Below are 26,936 nucleotides of genomic sequence, written 5' to 3'. Positions count from 1 at the left end.
AAATGCAGCCACGGGTGCCCTCAGATGACCCAGAGGGCACCCGCGACCTTGTTCCCACCGATTCCAGATGATAACTTCGCCCCCGAATCAAGGTCATAGGCGGGCGATTCCGAGCTGATCAAAGGTTGCGATCGAGCTCATTCGCGCCAATCCTTGTTAACGATCGCTGCCAGACGAGCATTTTACATGGGCCTGTTCAGTTCCAAAAAAGACAATCGGGTCGTCGTCGGCAACCGGTACAAATCGGCCGATACCAACCTCATTACCTGGGAAGTCGCCTCGGTCTTCAACGGTATCGATGGCACGCCCTACGCGCATATCTTCTGCGTGCAGGACCAATCCCGGCGCAAGACCGTGGCGCAGAGTTCGCTGGAATCCGGAAGCCAGTACGTGCGCCTGCCGAACAAGACGGCCTAAGCGCTCCCGCCGCATGGGCAAGCAGCTTCAAGTTACCGATCAGCTCTATCGCTATCTGCTCGATTTCAGCTTCCGCGACGATGCATTGTTGCAGGAATTGCGCGCCGAAACCGCCAGGATGCCGAACGGCGTCATGCAGATCGCGCCAGAGCAGGGCCAGTTCATGGCTCTCCTTGCCCAGATCGCGGGTGTGCGGAAAGCCCTGGAAATAGGCACTTTCACGGGTTATTCGAGCCTCAGCGTCGCCCGCGCTTTGCCCGCCGGCGGGCGCCTCATCTGCTGCGACGTCAGCAAGGAATTCACCGATGTCGCTCGCCGCTATTGGGCCAAGGCCGGTGTCGCCGACAAGATCGACCTGCGCCTCGGTCCGGCGCTCGATACCCTTGCCGGAATGCAGAAGGCGGAAGCCGGGACCTTCGACATGGCGTTCATCGATGCCGACAAGAACAACTACCCACATTACTACGAAGCTGTCCTCGCCCTGCTGCGGCCGGGCGGCGTGCTGCTGATCGACAATGTTCTTTGGGGCGGCGATGTCGCCGATCCAAAGGAAAACGATCAGGAGACCACGACCTTGCGCGCCTTGAACGCCAAGGTGAAGACGGATGAGCGGGTCGATTTCTGCCTGCTCCCGATCGCCGACGGGCTCACCATCATCCGCAAACGCTGAACGCCCTCAGGGCAAGGGCGCAGATTCCTGAGGCGGCCATGTCACCCTGGCGCCTGGGCCGATACCAAGCTGTGCCGCCAATCCGCCCTGGATCTCCAGGGCGGCCTGAGCCGGTGCCTGGGAGCCAAGCGGTGTCTCGTCGAAGGGTTTCGCCTCGGCAGCAATGGAAACAACCCGGCCATCGGCCGCGATGAAGATGATGTCGAGCGGCAAAGGCGTGTTCTTCATCCAGAAGGTCCGTGGCCGCTCGTCCGGATAGAGGAACAACATGCCGGCATTGGGCGGCAATTGCTCGCGGAACATCAGGCCCTGAGATCGTTCGGCCGGGTCGTCGGCAATCTCGACCTCGAAGCGATAGGTGCTGCCACCGGCCTGGATTGTGAGCAGCACCTTGTCCGCGGCGAGGCCGGAGCCGGAGCCGGCGGCCAAAACCCAGAATCCAAGGCACCATGCAAGTAGCGAACGCATATCGATCCCGACCGTCTGTTGATTTGGCACCGACCTTGGCGGGCGTCGATGCGGTTGACAAGCCGAAACCTACCCGCCTCTATGATGGCCAAAGATCAGGAGGAGACCGCCGCATGGACATGTCGGGTGAATACACGATCAAGGCACCGCGCGAGGCGGTCTGGGCCGCTCTCAACGACCCCGAAATGCTGAAGGGCGCCATTGCCGGCTGCGAGGAACTGGTCAAGGACGGCGATGGCTTCAAGGCCACCGTGGTTGCGAAAGTCGGGCCGGTCAAAGCCAAGTTCGGCGGTCGCGTCACCCTCTCCGACCTCGACCCGCCCAAGGGCTATACCATTTCTGGCGAAGGCCAGGGTGGCGCCGCCGGCTTTGCAAAGGGTGGTGCCAAAGTCCAATTGGAGGAAGCGCCCGGTGGTGGCACGATCCTGAAATACACAGCCTCGGCCCAGATCGGTGGCAAGCTGGCGCAGATCGGTTCGCGCCTTATCGATGGTACGGCGAAGAAAATGGCCGACGATTTCTTCAGCGCCTTCGCCGCCAGTGTCGAGAGCAAGGCGGGTGGTTTGCCAACGGGCGAAACGCTGGCGCCAGATGCAAGCGCAGACGGGGGTGCCGCATCGGTTGCAGAGACGCCACCCGAGAATGCTGCTGCAGCGCAAAAGGGATTGCACCCAGCTATCTGGATCGGCGGCCTGGTGGTCGTCGTCGGCGCGATACTTTATGCCTTCACTCGAAACTGACCGACATCAATGATGAGAAAATAGGCAACCAGGATCATCGACCTTGGTCTAGTCATCATTCTAGAACTTGACATTCTTTCGGGGGCGTCAGCTTAATTCTCTCATGCGATCTCGACCGTCGACGTTGAAATTGCCGGCGGTCTAGCGAACGCAAAAGGCAGCTAGTGGTGTCAAGCCACAGCAACTCATGGGAGGATCTGAATGCCCACCGTTAAAATGACGGTGAACGGCAAGCCTGTCTCGGCCGAAGTCGAGGGGCGTACACTGCTCGTTCATTTTCTGCGCGAAAACCTGGCTCTTACCGGCACGCATGTCGGCTGCGACACCGCGCAATGCGGCGCCTGCACCGTGCATGTCGACGGCAAGGCGGTGAAGTCGTGCAATGTGTTGGCGCTGCAAGTAGACGGCGCTGCCATCACCACCATCGAAGGCCTTGCCACTGGCGATACCCTGCATCCGATGCAGGAAGCTTTTCGCGACCACCATGGCCTGCAATGCGGCTTCTGCACGCCGGGCATGGTGATGAGCGCCATCGATCTGGTGAAGCGCAAGGCGGGTCTGAGCGAAGCCGAAATCCGCGCTGGTCTGGAAGGCAATATCTGCCGCTGCACCGGCTATCACAACATCGTCAAGGCGGTGCAAGCCGGCGCTGACGCGACGCGGGGGAGGTAACGATGGCCGATACTGGAATCGGCGCTTCGCCGAAGCGCAAGGAAGATTTCCGCTTTCTCACCGGCCGCGGCACCTATACCGACGATATCGTCCGCCCGGGCCAAACCTATGCCTATATCCTGCGCTCGCCCCACGCCCATGCCGAGATCGTGAAGATCGACACGGCGAAGGCGAAAGGCATGCCGGGCGTGGTCGGCATATTCACCGGCGCCGATTACGACAAGGGCGGCGTTCCCTGCGGCTGGCAGATCCACAGCAAGGACGGCAGCCCCATGATCGAGCCGCCGCATTATCCCCTGTGCAAGGATCGCGTGCGTCATGTCGGCGACCAGGTTGCGTTCATCGTCGCCGAGACCTTGGCCCAGGCACGCGACGCCGCCGAAGCCATTGACGTCACCTACAAGGAATTGCCGGCCATCGTCTCGACCGGTGACGCCGACAAGCCCGGCGCTGCGCAGGTCTGGCCGGATGCCAAGAACAACACCTGTTTCGACTGGCATATCGGCGACAAGGCGGCGGTCGACGCGGCCTTTGCCAAGGCGCATCATGTCACCAAGATCGACATCGTGAACCAGCGTCTCGCCCCCAATGCCATGGAGCCACGCGCCGCGATCGGCGATTATGACCGGGCGACCGGCGAATACACGCTCTACACCACCAGCCAGAACCCGCATGTGATCCGCCTGCTGATGGGCGCCTTCGTGCTTCAGATTCCCGAGCACAAGCTGCGCGTCGTGGCCCCGGATGTGGGTGGCGGGTTCGGCTCGAAGATATTCCATTATTCTGAAGAAGCGCTGGTGACCTGGGCCTCCGAAAAAGTGCGCCGGCCGATCAAATGGACTTCGGATCGCTCCGAGGCGTTCATTTCGGACGCGCAAGGCCGCGACCATGTCAGCCATGCGGAACTGGCGCTCGACAAGGACGGCAAATTCCTCGCCCTTCGCGTCGCGACCAAGGCCAATATGGGTGCCTATCTTTCCACCTTCGCCCCCTGCGTGCCGACTTATCTCTCGGCCACCTTGCTGGCGGGCGTCTACACGACGCCGGCGATCTATGCCGAGGTGAAGGCCGTGTTCACCAATACGGTTGCCGTCGATGCCTATCGCGGTGCCGGCCGGCCGGAAACAACCTATCTGCTCGAACGGCTTGTCGAAAAGGCAGCACGCGAGACCGGCATCGACCGGGTCGATATCCGTCGGCGGAATTTCATCCCCAAGGATGCCTTCCCCTACCAGACCCCCGTTGCCTTGCAATATGACAGCGGCGATTACTTCTCGACCCTAGACATCGCGTTGAAGCGCAGCGACTGGGCCGGGTTCGAGGCGCGGCGGGCGGAAGCCAAGAAGCGCGGCAAGCTGCGCGGCATTGGTATCTCGACCTATATCGAAGCCTGCGGCATCGCGCCCTCGGCCGTGGTCGGATCCCTAGGTGCCCGCGCCGGCCTCTATGAATGCGGCCAGGTCCGCGTGCATCCGACCGGATCGGTGACGGTGTTCACGGGCACCCACAGTCACGGCCAAGGCCATGAGACGACCTTTGCCCAATTGGTCTCGGATACGTTAGGTGTGCCCTTCGAAAGCGTCGAGGTGAGCCACGGCGACACCAACAAGATCCCCTTCGGCATGGGAACCTATGGCTCGCGCTCGCTGGCGGTCGGTGGCTCGGCGATCGTCAAGGCGATGGACAAGATCATCGCCAAGGCGACACGCATCGCCGCCCATCTGATGGAAGCCGCCGCTGCGGATGTCGAATTCAAGAACGGCGAGTTCTCGGTCAAGGGCACCGACAAAAAGGTGACCTTCGGCCAGGTAGCTTTGACTGCCTATGTGCCCCACAACTATCCCATCACCGAATTGGAACCGGGATTGGAAGAAACGGCGTTCTACGATCCGCTCAATTTCACCTATCCCGGCGGCACCCATATCTGCGAGGTCGAAATAGACCCGGATACCGGCGTCACGCAGGTGGTGAAGTTTACCGCCGTCGACGATATCGGCCGGGTGATCAATCCGATGATCGTCGAAGGTCAGGTCCATGGGGGCGTGGTTCAGGGCATCGGCCAGGCCTTACTGGAGAATTGCGTCTATGACGAGAAATCCGGCCAGCTCATGACGGGCTCCTATATGGATTACACCATGCCCCGGGCCGACGATGTGCCGAGCATTGACGTTTCAACCCACAGCACCCTGTGCACCCACAACCCGCTGGGTTCCAAGGGTGTGGGTGAAGTGGGCGCCATCGGCTCGCCACCGGCGGTGATCAATGCGGTGCTGGACGCGTTGCTGCCGGTAGGCGTCAACGACATGTCGATGCCGGCAACACCGCTCAAGGTCTGGCAGGCGATCCAGAACGCCGGTACCGCCAAGGCTGCGGAATAAGGGGAGAAGAAATCATGCATAATTTTGCACTCCATCGCCCGGCTTCCGTTGCCGATGCCGTCAAGGCGCTGGGCAGTGCCGGCGACGGCAAGATCATCGCCGGTGGGCAGACACTGTTGCCGACCTTGCGCCAACGCCTCGCCGAACCCAGCGATCTCATCGATCTCGGTGCCATCGCCGATTTGAAGGGGATCAAGACGGAAGGTGACGGCATCACCATCGGCGCCATGACGACCCATGCCGAGGTGGCCGCCTCCAGCGTCGTCCAGAGCGCCATCCCGGCCCTCGCCTATCTCGCCGAGCATATCGGCGATCGGCAGGTACGCAACCGGGGCACGATCGGTGGCTCGCTGGCCAACAACGACCCAGCCGCCTGCTATCCTTCGGCGGTGCTTGCCTTGGGCGCCACGATCCGCACCAACAAGCGCGAGATCAAGGCCGATGATTTCTTCCAGGGCTTGTTTACGACGGCGCTGGAAGATGGCGAACTCATCACCGCGGTGCATTTCCCGAAGCCCGAAAAGGCCGCTTATGAGAAGTTCGTGCAGCCGGCCTCGCGTTTCGCCCTGGTCGGCATCTTCGTCGCCAAAACCAAGAGCGGCGTCCGCGTCGCGGTGACCGGCGCCGGACAGGAAGGCGTTTTCCGAGCCAAGGAAGTCGAAGCAGCGCTGGCCTCGAGCTTCACTCCGGAAGCCGCCAAGGGCGCCAAGATCTCACCTGCAAATCTCAATGCCGATCTGCATGGGACAGCGGAGTATCGGGCGCACCTCATCCCGGTTCTCTCGGCCCGCGCGGTTGCCGCGGCAATGTAGGAAGTTACCTCCGACCGGGTGAACGGGCGGGGAAACACCCCGCCCGTTTGCTTCAGTAGAGATCGCCGTCAGCTCGCGCGACAGATACGGGATTGCGGCTTCAGCGGCACATCGCCGCCCGATGTCAGATGGGCCCGCAAGGCATCGAGATCGCCCTCTCCCTGAGAGCGGTTACCGCCATTCTTGAGGACAGTGAAACGATCTCCCCCATCCGCGAGGAAAGAATTGACGACAATGCGGTAGGTCTTTGCTGGGTCGATCATCGATCCACCCAGCTTCATGGTGGATGCCAATATCTTGTCGCCGTCAGCCCGGCGATCATCGAAGCAATAGCTGAACCCGTCCGATATCTGCAACATGCGCGGTCGGCGGTCTTCAGGCTGGTCAATCCATTGCTGCTCCAGCAACAGCTTGATTTCAGCCCCCGTCAGATCCATCGCCACAAGATTGTTGCCGAAGGGCTGTACCGCGAAGAGGTCGCCTAACGTCACTGCGGGACCGGCTGCGGGATCGCTGGGCAAATCCTGGCGAATGCCGCCGGGATTCATGAAGGCGATCTCGGCCCCCAAAAGCTTTGCCGACGCCAATTGCGCATCGGCGATGACGTCGCCCAGCGCGGATTCTCCGTTGGCATCCGGCAAACGCAGAACCTGGCCGGAAAACTCGGCCACCGGCTGGGCACGGATTGGCGCCGTCGCCGCTTCCGCGCCGGCGACCTCCGCCACAATCTCGGCATCGGGATCAATATCACGTGTGACGGGAAGGTTCTTCACCGCCGCCGACACGACGTCGCCACTGGCCCGGTCAAGCATCAGATCGGTCACACTCAACATGCGACCGTAGCTCGCGGTCTGGATCACCAATCGGCCGTCAAGGCGGCAGGCATAACTCTGATGCGTATGGCCGGTGATGAAGAGGTCGACGTCATCATCCGTTTTCTCTACCATATCGGTGAGGGCGCCTACCATGCCGATGCAAGGCGATCCGTCTGTCGCGATATCGGCAGGTACCGAAGCCCCCTCATGCATGACAGCGACGATGGCGCCGACGCCGCGACTGCGCAATTCGGCGGCATATAGGTTGAGCGTTTCAGCCGCGTCCAGGAATTTGAGCCCCTTAATGCCGGCGGCGGAGACAATGAACGGCGTTTCATCCGTCACCACGCCGATGAATCCCACGGGAATGCCGTCGAATTCCCGAATGGCATAGGGCGAGAAAAAGGGCGCACCGGTCACCTCGTCGACAACATTGGCAGCGAGATAATCGAACGCGGCACCCTGGAATGGACCCTGGCGGCAATCATCTGGTTCCAAGCAGCCGCCCTCGGCTTTGCGCAACAATTCGGCCCGGCCATAATCGAATTCATGATTACCGACGACGTTGAGGTCCAGTCCGATGCGATTCATGACACGGATCGTGGGCTCATCCTGCAACAGGGCGGAGGTCAAGGGGCTGGCGCCCGTAAGATCGCCACCACTCACCAGGATATGGTTCGGATGCTCTGCTCTCTCCCGCGCAATCAGTCCGGCAAGGTAAGCAGCACCGCCGGCATCGACCATTTCTTCAACGCCCCCGTTCATGACGGGAAGCTTCCCAGGGCTTGGATTTTCCGATTGGATCTGGCCATGAAAATCGTTGAAAGAGAGAATCCGAAGCGGCACCGTTCCGCTCTCTTTTACCGGCTGGGCGCAAGCCGTCAGTGCCAGAAGAAGAAAACAGCGGAACATTCGATCGGACCGCATGACACGTCTCCTCTCAATCATTCTGGCGCTTGCCGGGCGTGACGGGCTTATCAACAGCCGGTGCCGGCGTCGCCGGCTCGTCCGAGTATTCGTCGGGCAGATCGGTGCCGTCATCAGTAAACCAGTTACGGATGAAACCAGGCGCCAGGGCTGACCATTCGTTGACGTCGATCTTGGGCTCATCGAGATCGCCGCTCACCTGATAGGTGGCGGCAAAAAGCCCCTCTCCCTCGCCACCCTGGATCAGCGGGCCGATCAAGGGAATATTGCCCAGCACGCTGTTGAGAGCATAGGCCGGCACCAGGGTTCCCTTGACATTGACCATGTTGCGATCGAGGTCGATCTTGCCCTGCGCCGTCATGCCGATGGATGGCCCGGCGCTGCGAAAGCGCCGCACGTCGATGGCTCCGCGAGTCTTCACGAAGCGACCGGTCGCTCCGCCAAAGAGGAAGCCCTCGCCGGTGACGGCATCGACGACCCCGGTCAGGGTCGCCACGGTGAGAAAACGCGCGATAAACGGTGTGTTGACGAGCCGGAAGGAGGACATGTCGATCCGTCCGCGCAAGGGGCGCCAAGCTTGATCGTCTTTCACCTTGCCCGTAATCGACAATGTGCCGCCCTCAACAGAATCATAGAGCCCCAGCACGCGCAGTGCACCGCCGCCATCGCTGGTCGCTATGTTGAGCGTATGCTCGCCCGGCTCGCCGGGCCGGTAGTCGAAGGTGATGGGTGCGCCACCCGGCAAGGTCGCCTGGAACGTGACGAGGTCCCACCAAAAGGGATCGTGAACAGCCTCGATGGTCGCATTGGTCAGTTCCTGATCTTCGCCCATCCGGAGTCCGGAGAGTTTGCCCTTGAGCGTAAAGGGTCGCTGTTGTTGCGGACCGCTTTGCGCCAATTCCTCCGGCGTCAGGGACTCGTCATCCTCCATCCACGGTTCTGCATCGAGATAGCCATCGCTGACTGTCGCCAAGGTCCAGCCTTGCCGCAGTTCCACATCAACACCGCTCAGTTGCGAGCGGCCGAGTTGTAAATTCGGCAAGGTGACGCGCGACATGTCGCCATTGGCATCGAAGACGACCGCCCCGCCTGTGATCAAATCGCCGGCATTCACCGAGAAGGCCGGCATCGAAACCGGACGATCGCCCGACATTTCCAGCACGAATTCCGCGTTGCCTGGAACGCCACTCTCTTTGCGCCATTTGGCAGCGGGGACATCGACAACGACAGCATCGAGGCCAAATTTTCCCTCAAGCTTGCCGCGTCCGTCGGCATAGGTCGTGTAGACAATATCGCATTGGCAAAGTCCATTGACCCAGGTGCGGTAATCGAACCCCAAGGCGGCCAATTGATCGCTGGTCACCGGTCCTATCGCATGCAGGCGTTCGTCGAATGCCGCATCATCGGTGAAGGTTTGGCTCCAATCGAGTTGCAGTGGCGCCCCGGCAAAGACTATAGGCCCCTTGATATTCATGCCGCTCTGATCAAGCGCGATGGCAAGCTGGCCATCAGTGACGTCCTGGCCAAAGCGCATCTTGGCGATCTTTACATCGGCAAGTTCAGCAGCGACCTTCACCTTGACATCCGCGAAGGTCAGGTTTTTCGCCGCCGGAAAGTCGAAGAAAATATTGGCTTTGGCAGACCCGCCCGCTGTCGTCGGATCGATGCCGAGCTTGGCCGCATAGCCGAGGCGCGGATGATCGAGAAGCGCCAGGGCATCCGTGAGTGGCGCCGCGACGTCGCCACCGATCTTGATGAACTGGTCTTCAACATCCAGTCCCGTGATTTCGAGATTGCCGCCAGTTACCTTGATATTGCCGACCTCGCCGCTTTGAATGCTGGCGCGGAAAACCTTGTCGTCGAAGGTGGCGGTTGCGACCCCTTTGGTGATCGGCGGCATCGGGCGCAGATAATGGACGGTGAGGTCGCTGGTCTTGAGGATGCCGTCGACCGATTGCACGGTGATGCCTTCACCGCTGGGCGGCAAGCGCAGCAGCATTTCAGCACTTGCTTCCTCAACCGTGCCCGCCGGTATGTTGGGCACCACCCAGGCGCGGGTATCGGATGCCACATTTTCCGGCCAGTAGGGATCCAGCTTTTCCGCGGGCAATTGCGTGACGCGCAATGCGGCGGCGAGCAAGGGCGTGCCGCCATCCCACGCTTTCCCCGTGAAGGCACCCTGCCACTGAGCACGGGCATGGATGCGCGGTCCACCCAGATCGATGTCGACCGCATCGATCGACATCAGATCGTTGCGCCGATCGATGCGACCTTGCGCCTGCAACCCTTCAATCGCGAGAGGCTGCTTGAGCCAGGCCGGCAAATCGAGCGCGCCCGCGCCACTGCCCAGACTAAAATCGATCACGCCGACATCGCCGATATGATTTGCCGATATACGAATAGAGGTGGCGACTTTCGCGGAAACGGCAAGGTCGACCGTCGACAGTTCGGAAAGAGCGGGTTCAACCAGGCCAAGCGACGACATCTGCAGCGCACCGATCGTCGATTCCAGCCGCAAGACGCGCGTATCGCGGTGGTAGGAGAGGCTGGCGCTCAGGATGGCCGGATCACCGAATTGCGGCAGCGCCGCAAACATGTCGCCAACGAGACCATTTACATCGCGCCGCGCCTCGGCACCGAAGCCTTCTGCCTGCCAGGTGAGACCGGTTACCTGATCGATCACCTGCACCGACCCATTGAGGATCGCCGCCGAGGTGAGATAGCCGGTCGGCTTGCTGTAATCGGGCGGTCCCAGCATATCATTGGCGAACAGGAACAGGGCCTCGAAACTGCCATCACCGCTTTGCGCCACAGGCTCGGCCGAGATGATCCCGCCCGGACCAAAGGCGATCGACCCATCGGCATTGCGCACAAGCGTCAATTTCGGACCAATGATCTCGATCTTTGAGGGCGCGATAAGGCCTTTCAACAGCGCCCGTGCACTGAAAGTGAACGAGACCTCCGGCAGATTGGCAAGTTCCCGGCCGTCGCGGTCGCGCACGCGCAGATTGATCGCACGCACGTCTAGCGCCCGATCCCATCCCGCCCAGGTCAGCACAGTGTCATCGATCGCGATGAGATAGGGTTGATCGCTGTGCAGCAGCGCCTGTTCGACATAGCTGGACAGGAAACGCAGATGGATCGGCCCTTCTTGCGTCAGTCGCCAGGTCAGAAATGCAAGGATAATCGCGGCGCCAGCCAGGATGGCGCCAAGGACTTCCAGCGTGATCTTTGCGGTACGACGGATCAACGGCCGACGACTCCTAGGGGGTTGCGGCCAAGGGAATTGCCCATCGGCAATATCTGGCATCTATGCATTTGCTTGACCGGAGCGCGCCGCATCATCACTCTCTCGCTAGTCCCTGCCCATGCCAGAAGCACTCCCGTGACCATCTCACCGCTTGCCGCCATCAATCCCGCCAGCTTGCCGCGCGCCAGCGACCAGCGCCAAGTCGATCTGCACTTGGAACAATTGGCGCAAATCCTGACACCCGAAGAAGCAGCCCTGCTGCAATCATCGCCGATTGCCGCGGCCCTTCTGGCAGCCTTGTGCGGAAATTCTCCCTTTCTGGGCCGCTGCTTGCTCGCCGAGCCGAAGACATTCCTGGAACTTTTATCGCAGGATGTCGATTCTGTCTTTAACAATGTCGTGACCGCTGTCACACCCAAGGCATTGGAAAACCTGACGGAAAGCGAATTGATGAGTGCCCTTCGGCGAGCGCGCCGACAGGTTGCGCTGATCGTCGCGACGGGGGATGTCAGCGGCCTCTGGACGCTCGAAAAAGTGACTGCGGCACTCACCCGGTTTGCCGAAACGACCCTCTCCGCCACACTCTGCCATTTGCTCCGCCAATTGGCGGCGACAGGCGAAATCACCCTGACCAACCCGGACGATCCGGAACTCGACAGCGGCTTCATCATCCTGGGGCTGGGCAAGCTTGGCGCCCGCGAACTCAACTATTCCAGCGACATAGACCTTATCCTGCTGTTTGAGCGGGAAAAGATCCAATATACCGGTCGCAAGACGGTGCAGGAATGCTTCGTGCGCCTGGCCCGCAATCTGGTTCGGATTCTCCAGGACGGGACCGCGGAAGGCTATGTCTTCCGCATCGATCTGCGTCTGCGGCCGGATCCTGCCTCGACGCCCCTGGTCATTTCGACCCTGGCTGCCGAGACGTACTATGAAGGTATGGGCCAGAACTGGGAGCGCGCCGCCATGATCAAGGCGCGCGTCGTTGCTGGCGACCAGGCAGCGGGCGCCTTGTTCCTCTATCGTCTGCGCCCCTTCATCTGGCGCAAACATCTGGATTTCGCCGCCATTCAGGACATCCATTCGATCAAGCGCCAGATCTATGCGGTCAAAGGGCACCGCCATGTCGCCGTGGCCGGCCACAATATCAAGCTCGGTCGCGGCGGTATCCGCGAGATCGAATTTTTTGCCCAGACGCAGCAACTGATCTGGGGCCGGCGCGCCAAGGAATTGCGGCAGCGCACGACCTGCGGCGCCATCGAGGGGCTGGTCCAGGTGGGCAAATGCAGCCGCGGCGTGGCGGATGAACTTATCCGCGCCTATCGCTATCTGCGGCAGGTCGAGCACCGGTTACAGATGATCGATGACCAGCAGACCCAGACCCTGCCGGATTACGGCCCGGCTTTGGACCGCGTTGCCCTCTTCAATGGGCATACCGATACGGCCGAATTCGAAGCCACGCTTCGTTTCCATCTTGGCCGGGTCGAGGACCATTACGCCGAATTGTTCGAAGAAGCGCCGAGCCTGGGCGCAGCCGAAGCCGGCGTTACCGGCAGCTTGGTCTTTACCGGGACCGAAGACGATCCCGAGACGGTCCTGACGCTGGAGCGCATGGGGTTTACCGACGGCAGCGCCGTTTCCGCCCAGATTCGCGCCTGGCATCACGGCCGCTACCGGGCAACACGCAGTGCCCGGGCCCGCGAGTTGCTCACCGAATTGATGCCCCGTCTGCTGGCCGCCCTCAGCAACACGGCCGATCCCGATACCGCGTTCCGCCGCTTCGACGATTTCCTGCGGGCATTGCCGGCGGGCGTACAATTCTTCGCTCTGCTCTATTCCAACCCAGCCCTTCTCGACCTCATTGCGGAAGCGATGGGCATGGCCCCCTTCCTGGCCGAGCAACTGGCACGGCGGCCGGCCTTGCTGGACGGCGTCCTTGCCGCCGGGCTCTACGATGCCTGCAGCGATCCCGCGGCCCTTGCCACCGATCTCGAGCGGCAATTGGATCTCGCCGAGGATTTCCAGGACGCGCTCGACATCCTGCGGCGCTGGACCAAGGATCAGCAATTCCAGATCGGCGTCAGATTGCTGCGCGGATCGCTCGACGGCGATACCGCGGGGCCCCTGCTTTCCGATGTCGCAGATTGCGCTTTGGCGGCTCTCTTCCCCCGCGTTGTCGCCGAGTTCGAGCAGCAACATGGAAAGCTGCCGGGCCGCGGTCTCGCCTTGCTGGCACTTGGCAAGCTCGGCAGCCGCGAGATGACGGTGACCTCGGATCTCGACCTCGTCTTCATCTACGACATACCGTCGAATGTAGAGAATTGGGATACCGCACAATCGAGCGGCCTCAAGCCCTTGCCGCCGATCCAGTATTATGCGCGCCTGGCGCAGCGGCTGATCAGCGCCATCACCGCACAGACCGGTGAGGGTCGCCTGTTCGAGGTGGACATGAGGCTGCGCCCCAGCGGCAATTCGGGGCCGATCGCGAGCGGTCTGGCACCCTTCGAGAAGTATCAGTTGGAAGAAGCCTGGACCTGGGAGCATATGGCGCTGACGCGTGCCCGGTTCATTGCCGGCCATCCTACCTTCGGCGCCGAGATCCAGGCATCTCTTGCCCGCGTGATCTGTCAGCGACGAGATCCGTACAAATTGCGGGCCGACATTCTGGATATGCGCCGCCGGATGGCGCAGCAATATCGGACCGACGATATCTGGGATCTGAAACATTGCCGTGGCGGGCAGATCGATATCGACTTCATTTCGCAATACCTGATCCTGCGTCATGCCGTTGACTATCCGGAGATCATTGCCGGCGATCCCGTCCTGGCTCTGGGACGGATGCGCGACCGTGGCTTGCTTGACTTGGTCGCCGGGGACAAGCTGATCAGCACGGCGCAATTATGGCATCGTTTGCAGCAGGTCATCCGCCTGGTGCTCGATGAACGCCTCGACGATCACAGGCTCAGTGAACCGACCAAGCGACAACTGGCGCAGAGTGCCAGCGAGCCGGATTTCAGCGCATTAAAGGCGTTGGTTCTGGAGCGGGAAGCTGAAGTGTTCGCCCTGTTCAATACAATCTTCGAGATTGATTCACTGGAGAGCGGAGGAGATGGCAATGGCTCTTGAGATAGGCGACAAGGCACCGGCCTTCAGCATGAAGACGGATGGCGGCGGCAAGGTTTCACTGAGCACTCTCAAAGGCCAGAACGTCGTCCTTTACTTTTATCCCAAGGACGATACCAGCGGCTGCACGGCGGAGGCCTGCGGATTCCGCGATAACCTGCCCGCCTTCAAGAAGCTGGATGCAGTCGTTATCGGCGTGTCGCGAGATTCCGTCGAAAGCCACGACAAGTTCAAGAAGAAACACAATCTCAACTTTGCCCTGGGCTCTGACGAGACCGGCAAGGTGACCGAGGCCTATGAGGTCTGGGTCGAGAAGAACATGTATGGCAAGAAATACATGGGTATCGAGCGCGCCACGTTTCTCATCGACGGCAAGGGCGTGCTGCGCGGCATCTGGCGCAAGGTGAAAGTGCCCGGCCATGTCGAGGAAGTCGCCAAGGCGATCAAGAAGCTCGATTGATGCTCGATCTGGTTCCGGAAGCGATCCGCGTTCTCGCGACGGCGGATGCCGATGCCAAAGCGGCAAGTGCCCGAAGTCTTGCCGCGGCATGGCGGGAAGGCGGCGTTGCTTTCCGGAGCAAGGCGATCCCACCGGATCGGCCGGCGCGCGGAGAAAGACCGGTACTGTGCCGTCCCGGCGACATGCCACGACGCAAGGCCACTGGCAATCAGGAGAAGCGCGTCGCCCTGCTGCATGCATTGGCGCATATTGAGCTCAACGCGATCGATCTCGCCTGGGACATGATTGCGCGCTTCGCCGATGACAGCTTGCCGCGCGCCTTCCTCGAGGATTGGATCCGGGTGGGTGACGAAGAAGCCTTGCACTTTTCCCTTCTGGCCGCGCGCCTGCGGGAATTGGGGATGGTCTATGGAGACCTCCCCGCCCATGACGGATTGTGGCAGGCAGCCTCCGAGACCGCCCACGACCTTCTCGCCCGTCTGGCGATCGTGCCGCTGGTGCTGGAAGCGCGCGGCCTCGACGTCTCGCCCGCCACGATCGCAGAGCTCCGGCGCGGCGGGGATGCTGCAAGCGCCGATACGCTGGAGATCATCTATCGCGACGAGATCGGCCATGTGGCCATCGGCAAAAGATGGTTCGACCATGTCGCATCGGCGCGCGGCCTCGATCCGCAATCCACCTGGCAGGATCTCGTCCGCCGGCATTTCCGCGGCCACCTGAAACCGCCATTCAACACCGAAGCACGCGACGCGGCCGGCTTCTCGGCCGCATTCTATGCGCCTCTTGCCAAGGATACCTAAGCGGGCAACGGGCCGAACAGCAGATTGTCGAGGCCACGCACCAGACCCTTGAGCGCCACCACGCGCCGCGCGGCCAGCAGCGTACCGGCGACATAGGGACCGGCCGACGTGCCGGCGTCGTGCCGAATGGTCAGGCGCTCGCCATCCTTGCCGAAAATGGTCTCGACCGCGAGGACGTAGCTTGGCAACCTCACCGCATGCACCCGGCCGCCGCCGATATCGGCGCCGCGCGTCTCCCTGGGGCCGATGATCTGGTCGATCGGGTGACCGGGAATGCTCTTTTGGATGGCCCCCATGCGTTCGGCCAATTCCCGCGCAGTGCCGGAGGGCACGTCAGGTTTCGTCGCCTTGGCGTAATCGATGATCTCGTAATCCGGTACATGTTGCGCCGCGAGCAGGGAAAAGCGCGTGAGCAAGCTGGCCGTAATCGAGAAATTGCCACTGGCCACCACGCCAAGCCCCTGCCGATCAGCCACATTTGCGATCTCGTCGTAATCGGCCGCAGCGAGGCCAGACGTGCCGATCACAGCCGGGACGCCCAGGTCCAGCGCCTTCAACACATTCGCCTTCACCGCGGAAGGATGTGTGTAGTCGATATAGACATCCGTGGGCTCGGCCTTCAGCGCAGCTTCGACGCTGGCTGCTACCGCCAGACCCAGGGAATCCTGGCCGGCGAGCAAGCCGGCATCCTGGCCCGCCGATTTGCGCGCGACAGCGCCCGAGAGCGAAAGATCGGCGGCGGCGATCACCCCGGCGACCAAGGCCTTGCCCGTCCAGCCGGTGGCACCGCCGATGCAAATACGAAGTGACATAACTAACCCCTTCTTAAAACGACCAATTTATGACCGGGTGCGACCGCTTGCCCCATCCAGAGGGCCTGCCCCGGCTTTGACTTACATCATGCCGCATAGGATATTGGCATGCGAGTCATAGAGCCAGCCGCCAGAGATGCTGCGCGGCGGCACTCTCTAGTCCGGAACGAGATCATGTCAGCGAGACCGAATTCGCTTGCCGCCCGCGATGGCGCCTTTCACTTCCATGGCTATACCAACGCCTTGAAGAACGAGCAGGACGGGGGCTTCGTCGTCATGCGCGGTGACGGCCCGTTCATCTACACCGAAGACGGCAAGGAATATTTCGACGGCCTCTCGGGCCTGTGGTGCAGCGCGCTCGGCTTTGGCCCGCAACCGCGCCTCATCGAGGCTGCGAAGCGGCAGATGGAAACCCTGCCCTTCTATCATACCTTCACCCAGAAGGTTGCAGCACCCGCGGTCGAACTCGCCGAGAAGCTCGTCGGGCTTGCCCCGGTACCTATGTCGAAAGCCTATTTCTGCAATTCCGGTTCGGAAGCGAATGATACCGCGATCAAGATGATCTGGTATTTCAACAACGCGCTCGGCCGACCGCAAAAGAAAAAGATCATCTCGCGTGTGAAGGCCTATCACGGCGTAACCATCGCCGCCGGCTCGCTCACCGGGCTTCCCGCGATTCACGCCGATTTCGATCTGCCGATCCCCGGCATCCTGCGCACGGATTGCCCGCATCACTATCGCTTCGGCGAAATGGGCGAGAGTGCTGCCGATTTTGCGACGCGCTGCGCGGAAAATCTGGAAAAACTGATTCTGGCCGAGGGTCCGGAGACGATCGCCGCGATGTTCGCAGAACCCGTGCAGGGTGCGGGCGGTGTTATCATTCCGCCGGAAACCTACTGGGCCAAGATCACGCCGATCTTGAAAAAGCATGACATCCTGCTGGTCGCCGACGAAGTGATTTGCGGCTTTGGCCGCACCGGGAATTGGTGGGGCACGCAGACCTTCGGCCTGCAGCCGGACATCATCACCACGGCCAAGCAATTGTCGGCCGCTCAGGCACCGATCGCCGGGATCCTCATCAATCAGCGCGTCTATGAGGGCCTGCGCGATCACTCGAACCGCCTGGGCAGCTTTGCCCATGGCCTGACCTATTCCGGACACCCCTTGTCGGCGGCAATCGCCCTTGAAACACTGAAGATCTACGAAGACCTCAAGATCGTCGACAGGGCTCGTGAACTGGCGCCAGTATTCCAACGCGAGATGCGGAAGTTCGCCGACCATTCACTCGTGGGCGAGGTCCGCCATGTGGGCCTGGTCGGCGCCATCGAACTGGTCAAGGACAAGGCCAGCCATGAGAGCTTTGATCCCAAACTTACCGTGGGGCCAACCCTTGTTCGCCTGGCTCATGAACATGGTCTGATCGTTCGCCCCGTGGTGGATTCAATCTGCTTCTGCCCACCGCTGATTTCGACCGAGGCGCAAATTGGCGACATGTTCGCCCGCTTCAGCCGCGCGCTGGACGACACCACGGCCTGGCTGAAGCGTGAAGGACATTGCTGACGTGAGTACCGACTTCCAGGCCCTGTTCGCCGCCCGGCTCGATGCTCTCAAAAGCGAGGGCCGCTATCGCGTCTTCGCCGATATCGAACGCGTGGCCGGCCGGTTTCCGCACGCCCTCTATCGCTCAAACCCAGATTCCCCACCGCGCGATGTCGCCGTCTGGTGCAGCAACGATTATCTGGGACAAGGCCAGGACGAAACGGTGATCGCCGCGATGCAGGCTGTCATCGCCCGCTCTGGCACCGGCGCTGGCGGCACCCGCAACATCTCGGGCACCAGCCATGAATTGGTCGAACTCGAACGCGAGCTCGCCGCCTGGCATGGCAAGGAAGCCGCCCTCACCTTTACCTCCGGCTTCGTCGCCAACGAAGCGGCCTTGAGCGTCCTTGCCCGCCAGATTCCCGGCTGCATCATCTTCTCCGATGCGGACAATCATGCCTCGATGATCGCCGGCATCCGCAACAGCCGCACCGAGTATCAGATTTTTCGCCATAACGATGTCGGCCATCTGCGCGAACTTCTGGCCGCGGCTCCCGCGGACCGGCCCAAGCTGATAGCGTTCGAGAGTGTCTATTCGATGGATGGCGACATCGCCCCCATCGCCGAGATTTGCGACGCGGCCGAGGAATTCGGCGCCCTCACCTATCTCGATGAGGTGCATGCCGTGGGCCTCTATGGCCCGCAAGGTGCCGGCGTCGCCGCGCGTGACGGGCAATCGCATCGCCTGCACGTCATCCAGGGTACGCTCGGCAAGGCTTTCGGCCTGATGGGCGGGTATATCGCAGGATCGGCACTGCTCGTCGATTTTGTCCGGAGCTTCGCCCCAGGCTTCATTTTCACCACGGCCCTGCCACCGGTCATCGCCGCCGGCGCGCGTGCCAGTCTGAACCGGCTGATTGCCGCGGACGAACTGCGCCTCAGGCATCAGCGACAGGCGACCCTGCTGAAACAACTCCTGGCCGAAGCCGGATTGCCGGTCATGCCCAGTGTCAGCCATATCGTGCCGGTCATGGTCGGCAATGCGGATTCCTGCCGCGCGGCGGCAAGGTTATTAGTTGAGCACCACAATATTTATGTCCAACCGATCAACTTTCCAACCGTACCGCGCGGCACGGAAAGGTTGCGGCTGACGCCAACGCCCTATCATGATGATGTGCTTGTAAAAGCTTTGGTAATGGCCCTCCGGCGCGTCTGGCAGGATCTCTACCTACCTATCGCCGCCTAAGGGTGCAACGCGGCATACGCGCGAAAATGTTCGCCTCACCATTCTGCATAGCCGCGGGATATGCCCTGCATACACCCAGCTTATGCCATTGCCGGCGTTTTACATTTGACTCATCAAGTGTAGGTGCTTTAAACGCGGATGGCGGTGAAAAAGCCGTTGGCGCTGCAACATGGCGCACACAAAAACGACCATACAGGTGACCTGTCAGGGTTACTGAGCGGGGGCTGAGTTTTAGGGCGATGGGAACGAGCACGGATCCGTTTGTCGTTTTTTCAGATGTTCAAAAGACTTATGACGGCGAGACACTCGTCGTTAAGAACCTCAATCTGTCGATTGAGCGCGGGGAGTTCCTGACCCTTTTGGGGCCGTCCGGCTCCGGCAAGACCACGACCTTGATGATGCTGGCCGGCTTCGAAGTGCCGACCCATGGCCGCATCGAGATGGAAAAGGTCGAAATCAACAATGTCGCACCGCACAAGCGCAATATCGGCATGGTGTTTCAGAACTATGCCCTGTTTCCGCATATGACGGTGGAAGAGAACCTGGCGTTCCCCCTGCAGGTTCGCAAAGTGCCGAAAGCCGAGATCACCGCAAAAGTTGAGCGCGCGCTGGACATGGTGCAGCTGCCGAAGATGCGCAAGCGCCGGCCCGCGCAGCTTTCCGGCGGCCAGCAGCAGCGCGTCGCCCTTGCCCGCGCCCTCGTATTCGACCCCAAACTGGTACTGATGGACGAGCCCCTGGGTGCCCTCGACAAGCAGTTGCGCGAGCATATGCAAATCGAGATCAAGCACATCCATGAGCGCCTCGGCGTCACGATCGTCTACGTCACGCACGACCAGTCAGAAGCCTTGACCATGTCGGACCGGGTGGCCGTGTTCAATGACGGTGTCATCCAGCAATTGGCCCGCCCGAGCGCGCTCTACGAGCAGCCGGAAAACTCCTTCGTCGCGCAGTTCATTGGCGAGAACAACCGTTTGACCGGCAAGGTCTCGGCTATGAACGGCAATTCCTGCGCGGTCGCGATCGATAGCTTCGGCGAAGTCAAGGCAACGCCGATCCGCGTCAAGAATGTCGGCAGCCCCACGACCCTGTCATTGCGCCCCGAACGCGTTCGCATCAATCCCGAGGGGGATCGCTACAGCAACCAGTTCGACGCCGAGGTCCAGGAATTGATCTATCTCGGCGACCATACCCGCTGCCGCGTTTCGGTTCTGGGCAGCTCAGAATTCATCATCAAAGTACCCAATGCAGAAGGTGTCCCCAGCCTGGCGCCGGGCCAAAAGGTCCGGATCGGCTGGAAGCCGGAGGATTGCCGCGCTCTCGACGCTTTCTGACGCGTTTGTGTTTGGACCACCGATGGCGGCATTTGCCACTATCGGGCAGTTGTCAAATTGGCTACCGGGCCCGGACTTAACACCGCTCCGGCCGGGATCCCGGGAAGGCGAGCGGTAGCATTGTGCTCTTAGACCGAAAGCAGAACTTCGGCTGGGCATGCAGGGAAGGTACGTACAGATGAAAAAGCATACGATGATAAAGGGCTCGGTCGCGGCTTTGGTCGCCGCCGGCGCCTTTGCCACGGTGGCTTATGCCGCCGACAGCCTGACGGTCGTATCCTGGGGCGGTGCCTATCAGGAAGCGCAGCGCAAGACCATCTTCGAGCCGTTCAAAGACAAGGCCACGATCAAGGAAGAAGAATATAACGGCGAAGTAGCCAAGATCCGCGCCATGGTGGAAAGCGGGACGGTGAGCTGGGACGTGATCAGCGTCGACACCCCGACTGCCCTGCAAGGTTGCGACGAAGGTGTTCTCGAAACGCTCGACTACACCAAGATCATCGACAAGGCGAATGTCCTCCCGGGCGCGGCGCTGGAATGCGCAATCGGCAGTGACGTTTACGCCACGGTCTTTGCCTATGACGCAGCCAAGCTGGCCGATGGCCCGACCAAGATCACCGACCTCTTTGATCTGGAGAAATTCCCGGGCAAGCGCGCGCTGCAGAAGAACCCGTTCGTGAACCTCGAATGGGCCCTCATCGCCGATGGCGTCGCGCCGGGCGAAGTGTATGACGTGCTCGGCACCCCGGAAGGTGTCGATCGCGCCTTCGCCAAGCTCGACACCATCAAGAGCCAGGTCGTGTGGTGGGAAGCCGGCGCGCAGCCGCCGCAATTGCTGGCCGATGGCGAAGTCGTCATGACCTCGGCCTGGAACGGCCGTATCGCCAACGCGATCAAGGAAGGCAAGTCGTTCAAGATCGTGTGGGATGCGATGTCGCCGGATCTCGATCTCTGGGCGATTCCGAAGGGCACGCCGAACCTCGACAAGGCCTATGAATTCCTGGCCTTCGCGACCTCGGCTGAAGTCCAGTCGGCGCTGGCGCCGGAAATCCCCTACGGCCCGACCAATATCGACGCCGTTGCCCTGGTGGATCCGGAACTGGCCAAGACCTTGCCGACGCATCCGGACAACCTCGCCGCGGCCATTCCGCTCAACCCCCAGTTCTGGGGTGACAATGGCGAAGAACTGCGCGCCCGCTTCAATACCTGGCTGGCGCAGTAAGGTTCACGTTCGACCCCGGCGGGAAGTTCGCTTCCCGCCGGTTCTTTTTTCCGATCCGATCAGATTTGGGCAGCAGCACACGCGATGAGCGTCAGCACGTTTGACATCGAGAAAACCTCACTGAAATCGCGACTGCGCCGCGCGGAGCGCATGCAGCGACTGCGCGCACTGGGCCTGGTTCTGCCACTCTTTTTGTTCATCCTGATCGTCTTCGTGATGCCGATCGTCATCCTGATGACGCGCGCTGTTGAAAACCCGGAAATCGCCGACAACATGCCACGGACGGTAGCGGCGCTGGCTGACTGGAACGGGATAGATTTGCCGGGCGAGCCGGTCTTTACCGCCTTCGCGGAGGATCTGCGCGAGACGCAGAAAAACAAAGCGACCGGCCTTATCGGCAAACGCCTCAACTACGAAATTCCCGGCACCCGCAGCAAGATGCTGCAGGCAGGCCGCGCCGCCGAGAAGATGGAAGCGGGACCCTACAAGGAAGCGTTCCTGGCACTCGACCCGCTCTGGGGAAAGACCGAGACCTGGACGGTCATCCAGCGCGCCGGCAATCGGGCGACAAGTTTCTATTTGTTGAAAGCGGTCGATCTGCAATGGAGCCCGAAGGACGAGATCGTCCAGGTGGCGGCCGATCAGCGATTGTTTGTCGACGTCTTTATCCGCACACTTGGTATCAGCACGACCGTCACCATAGCTACGCTGCTGCTCGGCTTTCCGCTCGCCTATCTGCTGGCGACACTGCCGCCGCGGCACAGTAATCTGCTGCTGATCCTGGTGCTGTTGCCATTCTGGACTTCGTTGCTGGTCCGCACCACCGCCTGGGTTGTGGTGCTGCAGACAGAAGGTCCGGTCAATGACCTGCTATTGTGGCTGGGCCTCACTGACGAACGCCTGCAGCTCATCTTCAGCCGATTTGGCACCATCGTCGCGATGACCCATATCCAGTTGCCCTTCACCCTGCTGCCGATCTACAGCGTGATGAAAACGATCTCGCCGAATTATGTCCGCGCAGCGCGGTCCCTGGGTGCGGGTCCGTTCCTCGCCTTCTGGCGGATCTACTTTCCGCAGACGATGCCGGGAATCGCGGCCGGTTGCTTGCTGACCTTCATTCTCTGCCTCGGCTATTACATCACGCCGGCGCTGGTGGGTGGGCCGACCGATCAGATGATCAGCTATTTCGTGGCGCTCTATACCAACCGCGAACTCAATTGGGGCCAGGCGTCGGCTCTGGGCGCCGTTCTGCTGTTCGCCACCTTGATCCTCTATGCCGTCTACAATCGTCTGGTCGGCATCGACAAAATGAAGCTCGGGTAATCGCGCCATGCTGAATTTGCCACCTTATGCCTCCCCACTCGAGCGCCTGTGGCGCATCACCCTCGTTCTCATCTGTGCGATGGTGCTGCTGTTCCTGATCTCGCCGATCATCGCGATCATCCCGCTGAGCTTCAATTCAGAGCCCTATTTCACCTACCCGATGCCGGGCCTGTCGATGAAGTGGTACGAGGACTTCTTCACCGATCCGCGCTGGCTCGACGCCCTGAAATCCTCGCTCATCATCGCCATCGCCGCGACGGCGCTGTCGATGACCTTGGGCACGCTCGCCGCCCTCGGTCTCGCCCGCGCCAATTTTCCGTACCGCGCATGGGTCATGGCGTTCCTGATTTCGCCGATGATCGTCCCGGTCGTGATCACCGCCGTCGGCATGTATTTCTTCTTTGCCAATCTTGGGCTCAACAACACCTATTTCGGCATCATCCTGGCGCATACGGCCCTGGCGACACCGTTTGTCGTCATCACCGTGACGGCGACTCTTATTGGCTTCGACCAATCGCTCAACCGTGCCGGAGCCAGCCTCGGCGCTTCGCCGATGACCGTGTTCCGCAAGATCACCTTCCCGCTCATCCTCCCTGGCATGATCTCCGGTGCCCTGTTCGCCTTTATCACCTCTTTCGACGAGGTGGTGGTGGTGCTGTTCATCGCCAGCCCCGATCAGCGGACCCTGCCCAAGCAGATGTTCAGCGGCATCCGCGAGCAGATCAGCCCGACCATCACCGCAGCGGCAACCATGCTGGTCGTGGCGGCGGCGGTGATGCTGGTGACGGTGGAATTGCTGCGCCGTCGCTCGGAGCGCCTCCGGGGCATCAGCGGCTAGGCCATTCCCGGCTGTCCGCCGGCGGGGCTTGCAGCGCCCCCGGTCGACCGGTAAGACAGCGCCATGTCCCAGATTATCCAAGACATTGCCGGTCTGCGCCGGCGCCTCGGTCGTTGCCTGGCCTTGTCCGGCATGGCTGCGGCCCTGCTGGCTGGCTGCGCCACGCAGGAATCTATCCCCGCACCTTCGACCGGGATTTCGGGCAAGGTCATCATAGGCGAGCGGCAGATGGTGGCCGTCGCCCATCCCCTTGCCGCCGAAGCCGGCCGGGACATTCTGCGCCGTGGCGGCAGCGCCATCGACGCGGCAATTGCCATGCAGATGGTCCTGACACTGGTCGAGCCCCAATCCTCCGGCATCGGCGGCGGCGGCTATCTGCTGCATTACGACGCTTCGAAGGGCGCTATCGAGAGCTATGACGGGCGTGAGACGGCACCGGCGGCGGCCAGGACAGATCGGTTCCTCGGCAGCGATGGCCAACCCCTGCCCTTCGGCGAGGCAGCGCCGGGTGGCCTGTCGGTTGGCGTCCCGGGCGTGTTGCGGATGCTGGAGATGGCGCATCGCGACCATGGCATCCTGCCCTGGCGCGACCTGTTCCAGCCGGCCATAGCACTTGCCGAAGACGGCTTCCCCATCTCGGCGCGCTTGGCGAATGCCATCGCCGATGATGAATTGCTTGCCCGACAGCCGACGACCCGCGGCTATTTCTTCAAGCCCGACGGGACGCCCCTGGCTGCTGGTGCGAAGCTGCGGAATCTCGATCTCGCCCGCACCTTGCGCGAGATCGCCGATGAGGGCGCCGACGCCTTCTATCGTGGGCGCCTCGCGCAGAATATCGTGGCCGCCGTTCATCAGGCCGTGCCGCGTGCGGGCGATCTCAGCCAAGAGGATTTCGCGGCCTACCGGCCCGAACGCAGGGCGGCGCTCTGCCTCGACTATCACGCAGCGCGGGTCTGCAGCATGGGCCCGTCGTCCTCGGGCGGGCTTGCCGTATTGCAAATTCTCGGGATGCTGCGCCATTTCGACCTCGCATCCTTGCCGGCAGATAGTTTGGACGCCACGCATCTCATCCTCGAAGCAAGCCGCCTTGCCTTTGCCGATCGCGGACGCTACGTCGCCGATCCGGCCTTTGCGACCATTCCCGTCGCGAGGCTGTTGAGCGATGATTATCTTTCGGCACGGGCCGCCGAGATCGATCCCTCGCAAGCCATGGGTGAGGCCGAACCCGGGCGCCCGGCAGACGCAGCACAGATCGGCGCGATGCCGCCCGGCATTCTGCTGCCGGAGATGCCATCCACCAGCCATATGTCGGTGGTCGATGAATCCGGCAATACGATCAGCTTCACGAGTTCGATCGAAGGCCCATTCGGCAGCCATGTGATGGTGGACGGCTTCCTGCTCAACAATCAACTGACCGATTTCGCCTTCCTGCCGGCAAGCCGCGGCCGCGCCGCCGCCAATCGAGTAGAGCCGGGCAAACGACCCCGTTCGTCGATGGCACCGACCCTTGTCTTCGACCGGGAAAGCGGTGACCTCATTGCGGCGCTCGGATCGCCGGGCGGACCAAATATCATCGGCTATGTCGTCCAGGCCCTGGTCGGGCTCATTGATTGGCAGCTTGACCCATATACGGCCATCGCCGCGCCACATGTGCTCAACCGCAACGGGCCGACCTTGATCGAAAGAGATTCCGGACTGGATGCGCTGGCCCAGGCCCTCGCCGAGCGCGGCCATGTGATCAAGGTGCAGCCGCTGGAAAGCGGTGCTAATGTCATCCTTCTGCGCGATGATCGGTTGCTGGGCGCCAGTGACCCGCGCCGCGAAGGCGTGGCGCTGGCCGATTGATTCCGAATTCCAGGCCATTTCGCCGATTCAACGACATCTTAGGAAAACCCGATGAGCAAACGCCCGACGATCCACCTCAAAGCCGGCGAAGACCGCCGCATCCTGGGTGGGCATCCCTGGGTTTATTCCAATGAATTGCAGATGTCGCCCGAGGTAAAGGCGATCGCGCCGGGCAGCATCGTGACCTTGCGCCATGCCGACGGCAGGCCGCTTGGCCTTGCATTGTTCAATCCCAAATCCCTGATCAGCGGACGCCTCATCACCCGCGATCCCGCGGCCGTCATCGATGCCGCCTTCTGGCAGGCGCGCCTCGAACGGGCCTGGAAACTCCGCGAGCGGATGATCGGCGTTCCTTTCTATCGCCTGGCTCATGCCGAAGCCGATGGATTGCCGGGCTGCGTCATCGACCGCTATGGCGATGTCTTCGTGATCGACGTTTCCAGCGCCGGCATGGAACAACAGATTCCCCATCTCGGTGCGGCTATCGATGCACTGTTCAATCCGCGCGTGATCCTGGTACGCGGGGACGGCCCGGCGCGGGAGCTGGAAGGGCTGGCACCGGCGAGTCATCTTCTGAAAGGCTCGCTGGATGATGCCGTGGCCCTGCAGGAAAATGGCGCCGAGTTCCTGTCGGATCCACGTGCCGGACAAAAGACCGGCTGGTTCTATGATCAACGCGACAACCGTGCCCTGATTGCGCGCCTCGCCGCCGGCCGCACGATGCTCGACGCCTATTGCTATATGGGTGGTTTCGCGATCCAGGCCCTCCGTGCGGGTGCTACATCGGCGCTGGCGCTTGACCGGAGTGCGCCCGCTTTGGCGCTGGCCAAGCGCGCTGCTGTGATCAACGGCGTCGCCGACCAATTGCAGACGCGGCAATCAGAGGCCTTTGAGGCCCTTGCTGAAATGTCTACGGCGCGCCAGCGCTTTGACATCGTGGTGGCGGATCCGCCGGCATTCGTAAAGTCGCGCAAGGATTTCCATCAGGGAGCAAAGGCCTACCGGAAACTCGCGCGCCTTGCTGCGCAATGCGTAGCCCCGGACGGGATACTGATGCTGTGTTCCTGCTCGCACAACATGCCGGCGGATGAGTTCCTGCGCCAGACGCATCGTGGCATCCAGGAGACCGGGCGGCATGCGCGTCTGCTCTATCATACGGGTGCTGCCCCGGATCATCCGGTGCATCCCGGCTTGCCGGAGAGCGCCTATCTCAAGGCCCTGACCTTCGCCATCGAATGAAGGCGA

The 26,936-nt window shown here is 61.5% G+C and carries 21 protein-coding genes; 17 read left to right on the top strand and 4 right to left on the bottom strand.

What is annotated here, in order from left to right:
• The first annotated feature begins 186 nt into the window (after window positions 1-186).
• Together ACE3PR_RS02370 and ACE3PR_RS02365 are read left to right on the top strand one after the other, a co-directional pair.
• On the top strand, window positions 187-417 hold the full coding sequence (locus ACE3PR_RS02370) for a hypothetical protein (RefSeq protein ID WP_374367730.1): 231 nt from the start codon (window positions 187-189) through the stop codon (window positions 415-417).
• Window positions 418-430: 13 nt separating this feature from the next.
• Window positions 431-1,087, top strand: a complete 657-nt coding sequence (locus tag ACE3PR_RS02365) for an O-methyltransferase (protein WP_374367729.1) — start codon at window positions 431-433, stop codon at window positions 1,085-1,087.
• A 6-nt stretch (window positions 1,088-1,093) separates the two neighbouring features.
• Here ACE3PR_RS02365 and ACE3PR_RS02360 read toward each other — a convergent pair whose 3' ends face one another.
• Window positions 1,094-1,555 carry a DUF192 domain-containing protein gene (locus tag ACE3PR_RS02360; protein ID WP_374367728.1) on the bottom strand — a complete coding sequence of 154 codons (462 nt, stop codon included), beginning with the start codon at window positions 1,553-1,555 and terminating at the stop codon, window positions 1,094-1,096.
• A gap of 113 nt (window positions 1,556-1,668) precedes the next feature.
• Here ACE3PR_RS02360 and ACE3PR_RS02355 point away from each other — a divergent pair, with 113 nt between their 5' ends.
• The 4 genes from ACE3PR_RS02355 to ACE3PR_RS02340 all read left to right on the top strand — a co-directional run bounded on the left by ACE3PR_RS02355 (window position 1,669) and on the right by ACE3PR_RS02340 (window position 6,157).
• A complete protein-coding gene (locus ACE3PR_RS02355) occupies window positions 1,669-2,295 on the top strand; it encodes a carbon monoxide dehydrogenase subunit G (protein WP_374367726.1) in 627 nt (208 codons plus the stop codon).
• A 201-nt stretch (window positions 2,296-2,496) separates the two neighbouring features.
• Window positions 2,497-2,967: a (2Fe-2S)-binding protein gene (locus tag ACE3PR_RS02350; RefSeq protein ID WP_374367724.1), complete on the top strand. Its 471-nt coding sequence runs from the start codon at window positions 2,497-2,499 to the stop codon at window positions 2,965-2,967.
• 2 nt (window positions 2,968-2,969) lie between these two features.
• Entirely contained in the window at window positions 2,970-5,345 is a 2,376-nt protein-coding gene (locus tag ACE3PR_RS02345) for a xanthine dehydrogenase family protein molybdopterin-binding subunit (protein ID WP_374367723.1), read from the top strand.
• A 14-nt stretch (window positions 5,346-5,359) separates the two neighbouring features.
• The gene (locus ACE3PR_RS02340; RefSeq protein ID WP_374367722.1) at window positions 5,360-6,157 is read left to right on the top strand and encodes a xanthine dehydrogenase family protein subunit M; all 798 of its coding nucleotides are present in this window, start codon (window positions 5,360-5,362) and stop codon (window positions 6,155-6,157) included.
• Window positions 6,158-6,225: 68 nt separating this feature from the next.
• Here the strand turns inward: ACE3PR_RS02340 and ACE3PR_RS02335 are convergent, their stop codons facing one another.
• Together ACE3PR_RS02335 and ACE3PR_RS02330 are read right to left on the bottom strand one after the other, a co-directional pair.
• On the bottom strand, window positions 6,226-7,884 hold the full coding sequence (locus tag ACE3PR_RS02335) for a bifunctional UDP-sugar hydrolase/5'-nucleotidase (protein WP_374368077.1): 1,659 nt from the start codon (window positions 7,882-7,884) through the stop codon (window positions 6,226-6,228).
• A gap of 28 nt (window positions 7,885-7,912) precedes the next feature.
• Entirely contained in the window at window positions 7,913-11,149 is a 3,237-nt protein-coding gene (locus tag ACE3PR_RS02330; RefSeq protein WP_374367720.1) for an AsmA-like C-terminal domain-containing protein, read from the bottom strand.
• Between the two features lie 135 nt (window positions 11,150-11,284).
• Here ACE3PR_RS02330 and ACE3PR_RS02325 point away from each other — a divergent pair, with 135 nt between their 5' ends.
• The 3 genes from ACE3PR_RS02325 to ACE3PR_RS02315 are packed head-to-tail and all read left to right on the top strand — an operon-like array spanning window position 11,285 to window position 15,532.
• The gene (locus ACE3PR_RS02325) at window positions 11,285-14,275 is read left to right on the top strand and encodes a bifunctional [glutamine synthetase] adenylyltransferase/[glutamine synthetase]-adenylyl-L-tyrosine phosphorylase (protein ID WP_374367719.1); all 2,991 of its coding nucleotides are present in this window, start codon (window positions 11,285-11,287) and stop codon (window positions 14,273-14,275) included.
• Window positions 14,265-14,732: a thioredoxin-dependent thiol peroxidase gene (gene bcp, locus ACE3PR_RS02320; RefSeq protein WP_374367718.1), complete on the top strand. Its 468-nt coding sequence runs from the start codon at window positions 14,265-14,267 to the stop codon at window positions 14,730-14,732. Before ACE3PR_RS02325 ends, bcp begins: the two co-directional genes overlap by 11 nt.
• Entirely contained in the window at window positions 14,732-15,532 is an 801-nt protein-coding gene (locus ACE3PR_RS02315; RefSeq protein ID WP_374367716.1) for a ferritin-like domain-containing protein, read from the top strand. Before bcp ends, ACE3PR_RS02315 begins: the two co-directional genes overlap by 1 nt.
• On the opposite strand, the gene dapB is transcribed toward ACE3PR_RS02315, so the two are convergent.
• Window positions 15,529-16,344, bottom strand: a complete 816-nt coding sequence (gene dapB / locus ACE3PR_RS02310; RefSeq protein ID WP_374367715.1) for a 4-hydroxy-tetrahydrodipicolinate reductase — start codon at window positions 16,342-16,344, stop codon at window positions 15,529-15,531. The genes ACE3PR_RS02315 and dapB overlap by 4 nt on opposite strands.
• 174 nt (window positions 16,345-16,518) lie before the next feature.
• On the opposite strand from dapB, the gene ACE3PR_RS02305 reads away from it, so the two are divergent.
• The 8 genes from ACE3PR_RS02305 (at window position 16,519) to ACE3PR_RS02270 (ending at window position 26,930) form a co-directional block, all read left to right on the top strand.
• Entirely contained in the window at window positions 16,519-17,904 is a 1,386-nt protein-coding gene (locus tag ACE3PR_RS02305; RefSeq protein ID WP_374367714.1) for an aspartate aminotransferase family protein, read from the top strand.
• Window position 17,905: 1 nt separating this feature from the next.
• Window positions 17,906-19,129 carry a 5-aminolevulinate synthase gene (hemA, locus tag ACE3PR_RS02300; RefSeq protein WP_374367712.1) on the top strand — a complete coding sequence of 408 codons (1,224 nt, stop codon included), beginning with the start codon at window positions 17,906-17,908 and terminating at the stop codon, window positions 19,127-19,129.
• A gap of 239 nt (window positions 19,130-19,368) precedes the next feature.
• The gene (locus ACE3PR_RS02295; protein ID WP_374367710.1) at window positions 19,369-20,463 is read left to right on the top strand and encodes an ABC transporter ATP-binding protein; all 1,095 of its coding nucleotides are present in this window, start codon (window positions 19,369-19,371) and stop codon (window positions 20,461-20,463) included.
• A 178-nt stretch (window positions 20,464-20,641) separates the two neighbouring features.
• On the top strand, window positions 20,642-21,685 hold the full coding sequence (locus ACE3PR_RS02290; RefSeq protein ID WP_374367708.1) for an ABC transporter substrate-binding protein: 1,044 nt from the start codon (window positions 20,642-20,644) through the stop codon (window positions 21,683-21,685).
• Between the two features lie 84 nt (window positions 21,686-21,769).
• On the top strand, window positions 21,770-23,008 hold the full coding sequence (locus tag ACE3PR_RS02285) for an ABC transporter permease (protein ID WP_374367706.1): 1,239 nt from the start codon (window positions 21,770-21,772) through the stop codon (window positions 23,006-23,008).
• Window positions 23,009-23,015: 7 nt separating this feature from the next.
• Window positions 23,016-23,846: an ABC transporter permease gene (locus ACE3PR_RS02280; RefSeq protein ID WP_374367704.1), complete on the top strand. Its 831-nt coding sequence runs from the start codon at window positions 23,016-23,018 to the stop codon at window positions 23,844-23,846.
• Window positions 23,847-23,909: 63 nt separating this feature from the next.
• Window positions 23,910-25,691 (top strand): gamma-glutamyltransferase, encoded by a 1,782-nt coding sequence (gene ggt, locus ACE3PR_RS02275; RefSeq protein ID WP_374367702.1) that lies wholly within the window; start codon window positions 23,910-23,912, stop codon window positions 25,689-25,691.
• 51 nt (window positions 25,692-25,742) lie between these two features.
• Window positions 25,743-26,930: a class I SAM-dependent rRNA methyltransferase gene (locus ACE3PR_RS02270; RefSeq protein WP_374367700.1), complete on the top strand. Its 1,188-nt coding sequence runs from the start codon at window positions 25,743-25,745 to the stop codon at window positions 26,928-26,930.
• Window positions 26,931-26,936: the final 6 nt, after the last annotated feature.

The sequence above is a fragment of the Dongia sp. genome, assembly GCF_041909655.1.
Classification (GTDB): domain Bacteria; phylum Pseudomonadota; class Alphaproteobacteria; order Dongiales; family Dongiaceae; genus Dongia.
Note: the sequence above shows the minus strand (reverse complement) of the source record. Positions and strands in the feature narration are given on the sequence as shown.

Bases quoted from the DNA above. Each gene is read 5' to 3' on its own strand.
- ACE3PR_RS02350 (WP_374367724.1), top strand. From the start codon at position 2,497: ATGCCCACCGTTAAAATGACGGTGAACGGCAAGCCTGTCTCGGCCGAA.
- bcp (WP_374367718.1), top strand. From the start codon at position 14,265: ATGGCTCTTGAGATAGGCGACAAGGCACCGGCCTTCAGCATGAAGACG.
- ACE3PR_RS02270 (WP_374367700.1), top strand. From the start codon at position 25,743: ATGAGCAAACGCCCGACGATCCACCTCAAAGCCGGCGAAGACCGCCGC.
- ACE3PR_RS02345 (WP_374367723.1), top strand. From the start codon at position 2,970: ATGGCCGATACTGGAATCGGCGCTTCGCCGAAGCGCAAGGAAGATTTC.
- ACE3PR_RS02360 (WP_374367728.1), bottom strand. From the start codon at position 1,555: ATGCGTTCGCTACTTGCATGGTGCCTTGGATTCTGGGTTTTGGCCGCC.
- dapB (WP_374367715.1), bottom strand. From the start codon at position 16,344: ATGTCACTTCGTATTTGCATCGGCGGTGCCACCGGCTGGACGGGCAAG.
- ACE3PR_RS02290 (WP_374367708.1), top strand. From the start codon at position 20,642: ATGAAAAAGCATACGATGATAAAGGGCTCGGTCGCGGCTTTGGTCGCC.
- ACE3PR_RS02370 (WP_374367730.1), top strand. From the start codon at position 187: ATGGGCCTGTTCAGTTCCAAAAAAGACAATCGGGTCGTCGTCGGCAAC.
- ACE3PR_RS02335 (WP_374368077.1), bottom strand. From the start codon at position 7,884: ATGTTCCGCTGTTTTCTTCTTCTGGCACTGACGGCTTGCGCCCAGCCG.
- ACE3PR_RS02285 (WP_374367706.1), top strand. From the start codon at position 21,770: ATGAGCGTCAGCACGTTTGACATCGAGAAAACCTCACTGAAATCGCGA.
- ACE3PR_RS02295 (WP_374367710.1), top strand. From the start codon at position 19,369: ATGGGAACGAGCACGGATCCGTTTGTCGTTTTTTCAGATGTTCAAAAG.
- ACE3PR_RS02315 (WP_374367716.1), top strand. From the start codon at position 14,732: ATGCTCGATCTGGTTCCGGAAGCGATCCGCGTTCTCGCGACGGCGGAT.
- ACE3PR_RS02355 (WP_374367726.1), top strand. From the start codon at position 1,669: ATGGACATGTCGGGTGAATACACGATCAAGGCACCGCGCGAGGCGGTC.
- ACE3PR_RS02280 (WP_374367704.1), top strand. From the start codon at position 23,016: ATGCTGAATTTGCCACCTTATGCCTCCCCACTCGAGCGCCTGTGGCGC.
- ACE3PR_RS02340 (WP_374367722.1), top strand. From the start codon at position 5,360: ATGCATAATTTTGCACTCCATCGCCCGGCTTCCGTTGCCGATGCCGTC.
- ggt (WP_374367702.1), top strand. From the start codon at position 23,910: ATGTCCCAGATTATCCAAGACATTGCCGGTCTGCGCCGGCGCCTCGGT.
- ACE3PR_RS02365 (WP_374367729.1), top strand. From the start codon at position 431: ATGGGCAAGCAGCTTCAAGTTACCGATCAGCTCTATCGCTATCTGCTC.
- ACE3PR_RS02305 (WP_374367714.1), top strand. From the start codon at position 16,519: ATGTCAGCGAGACCGAATTCGCTTGCCGCCCGCGATGGCGCCTTTCAC.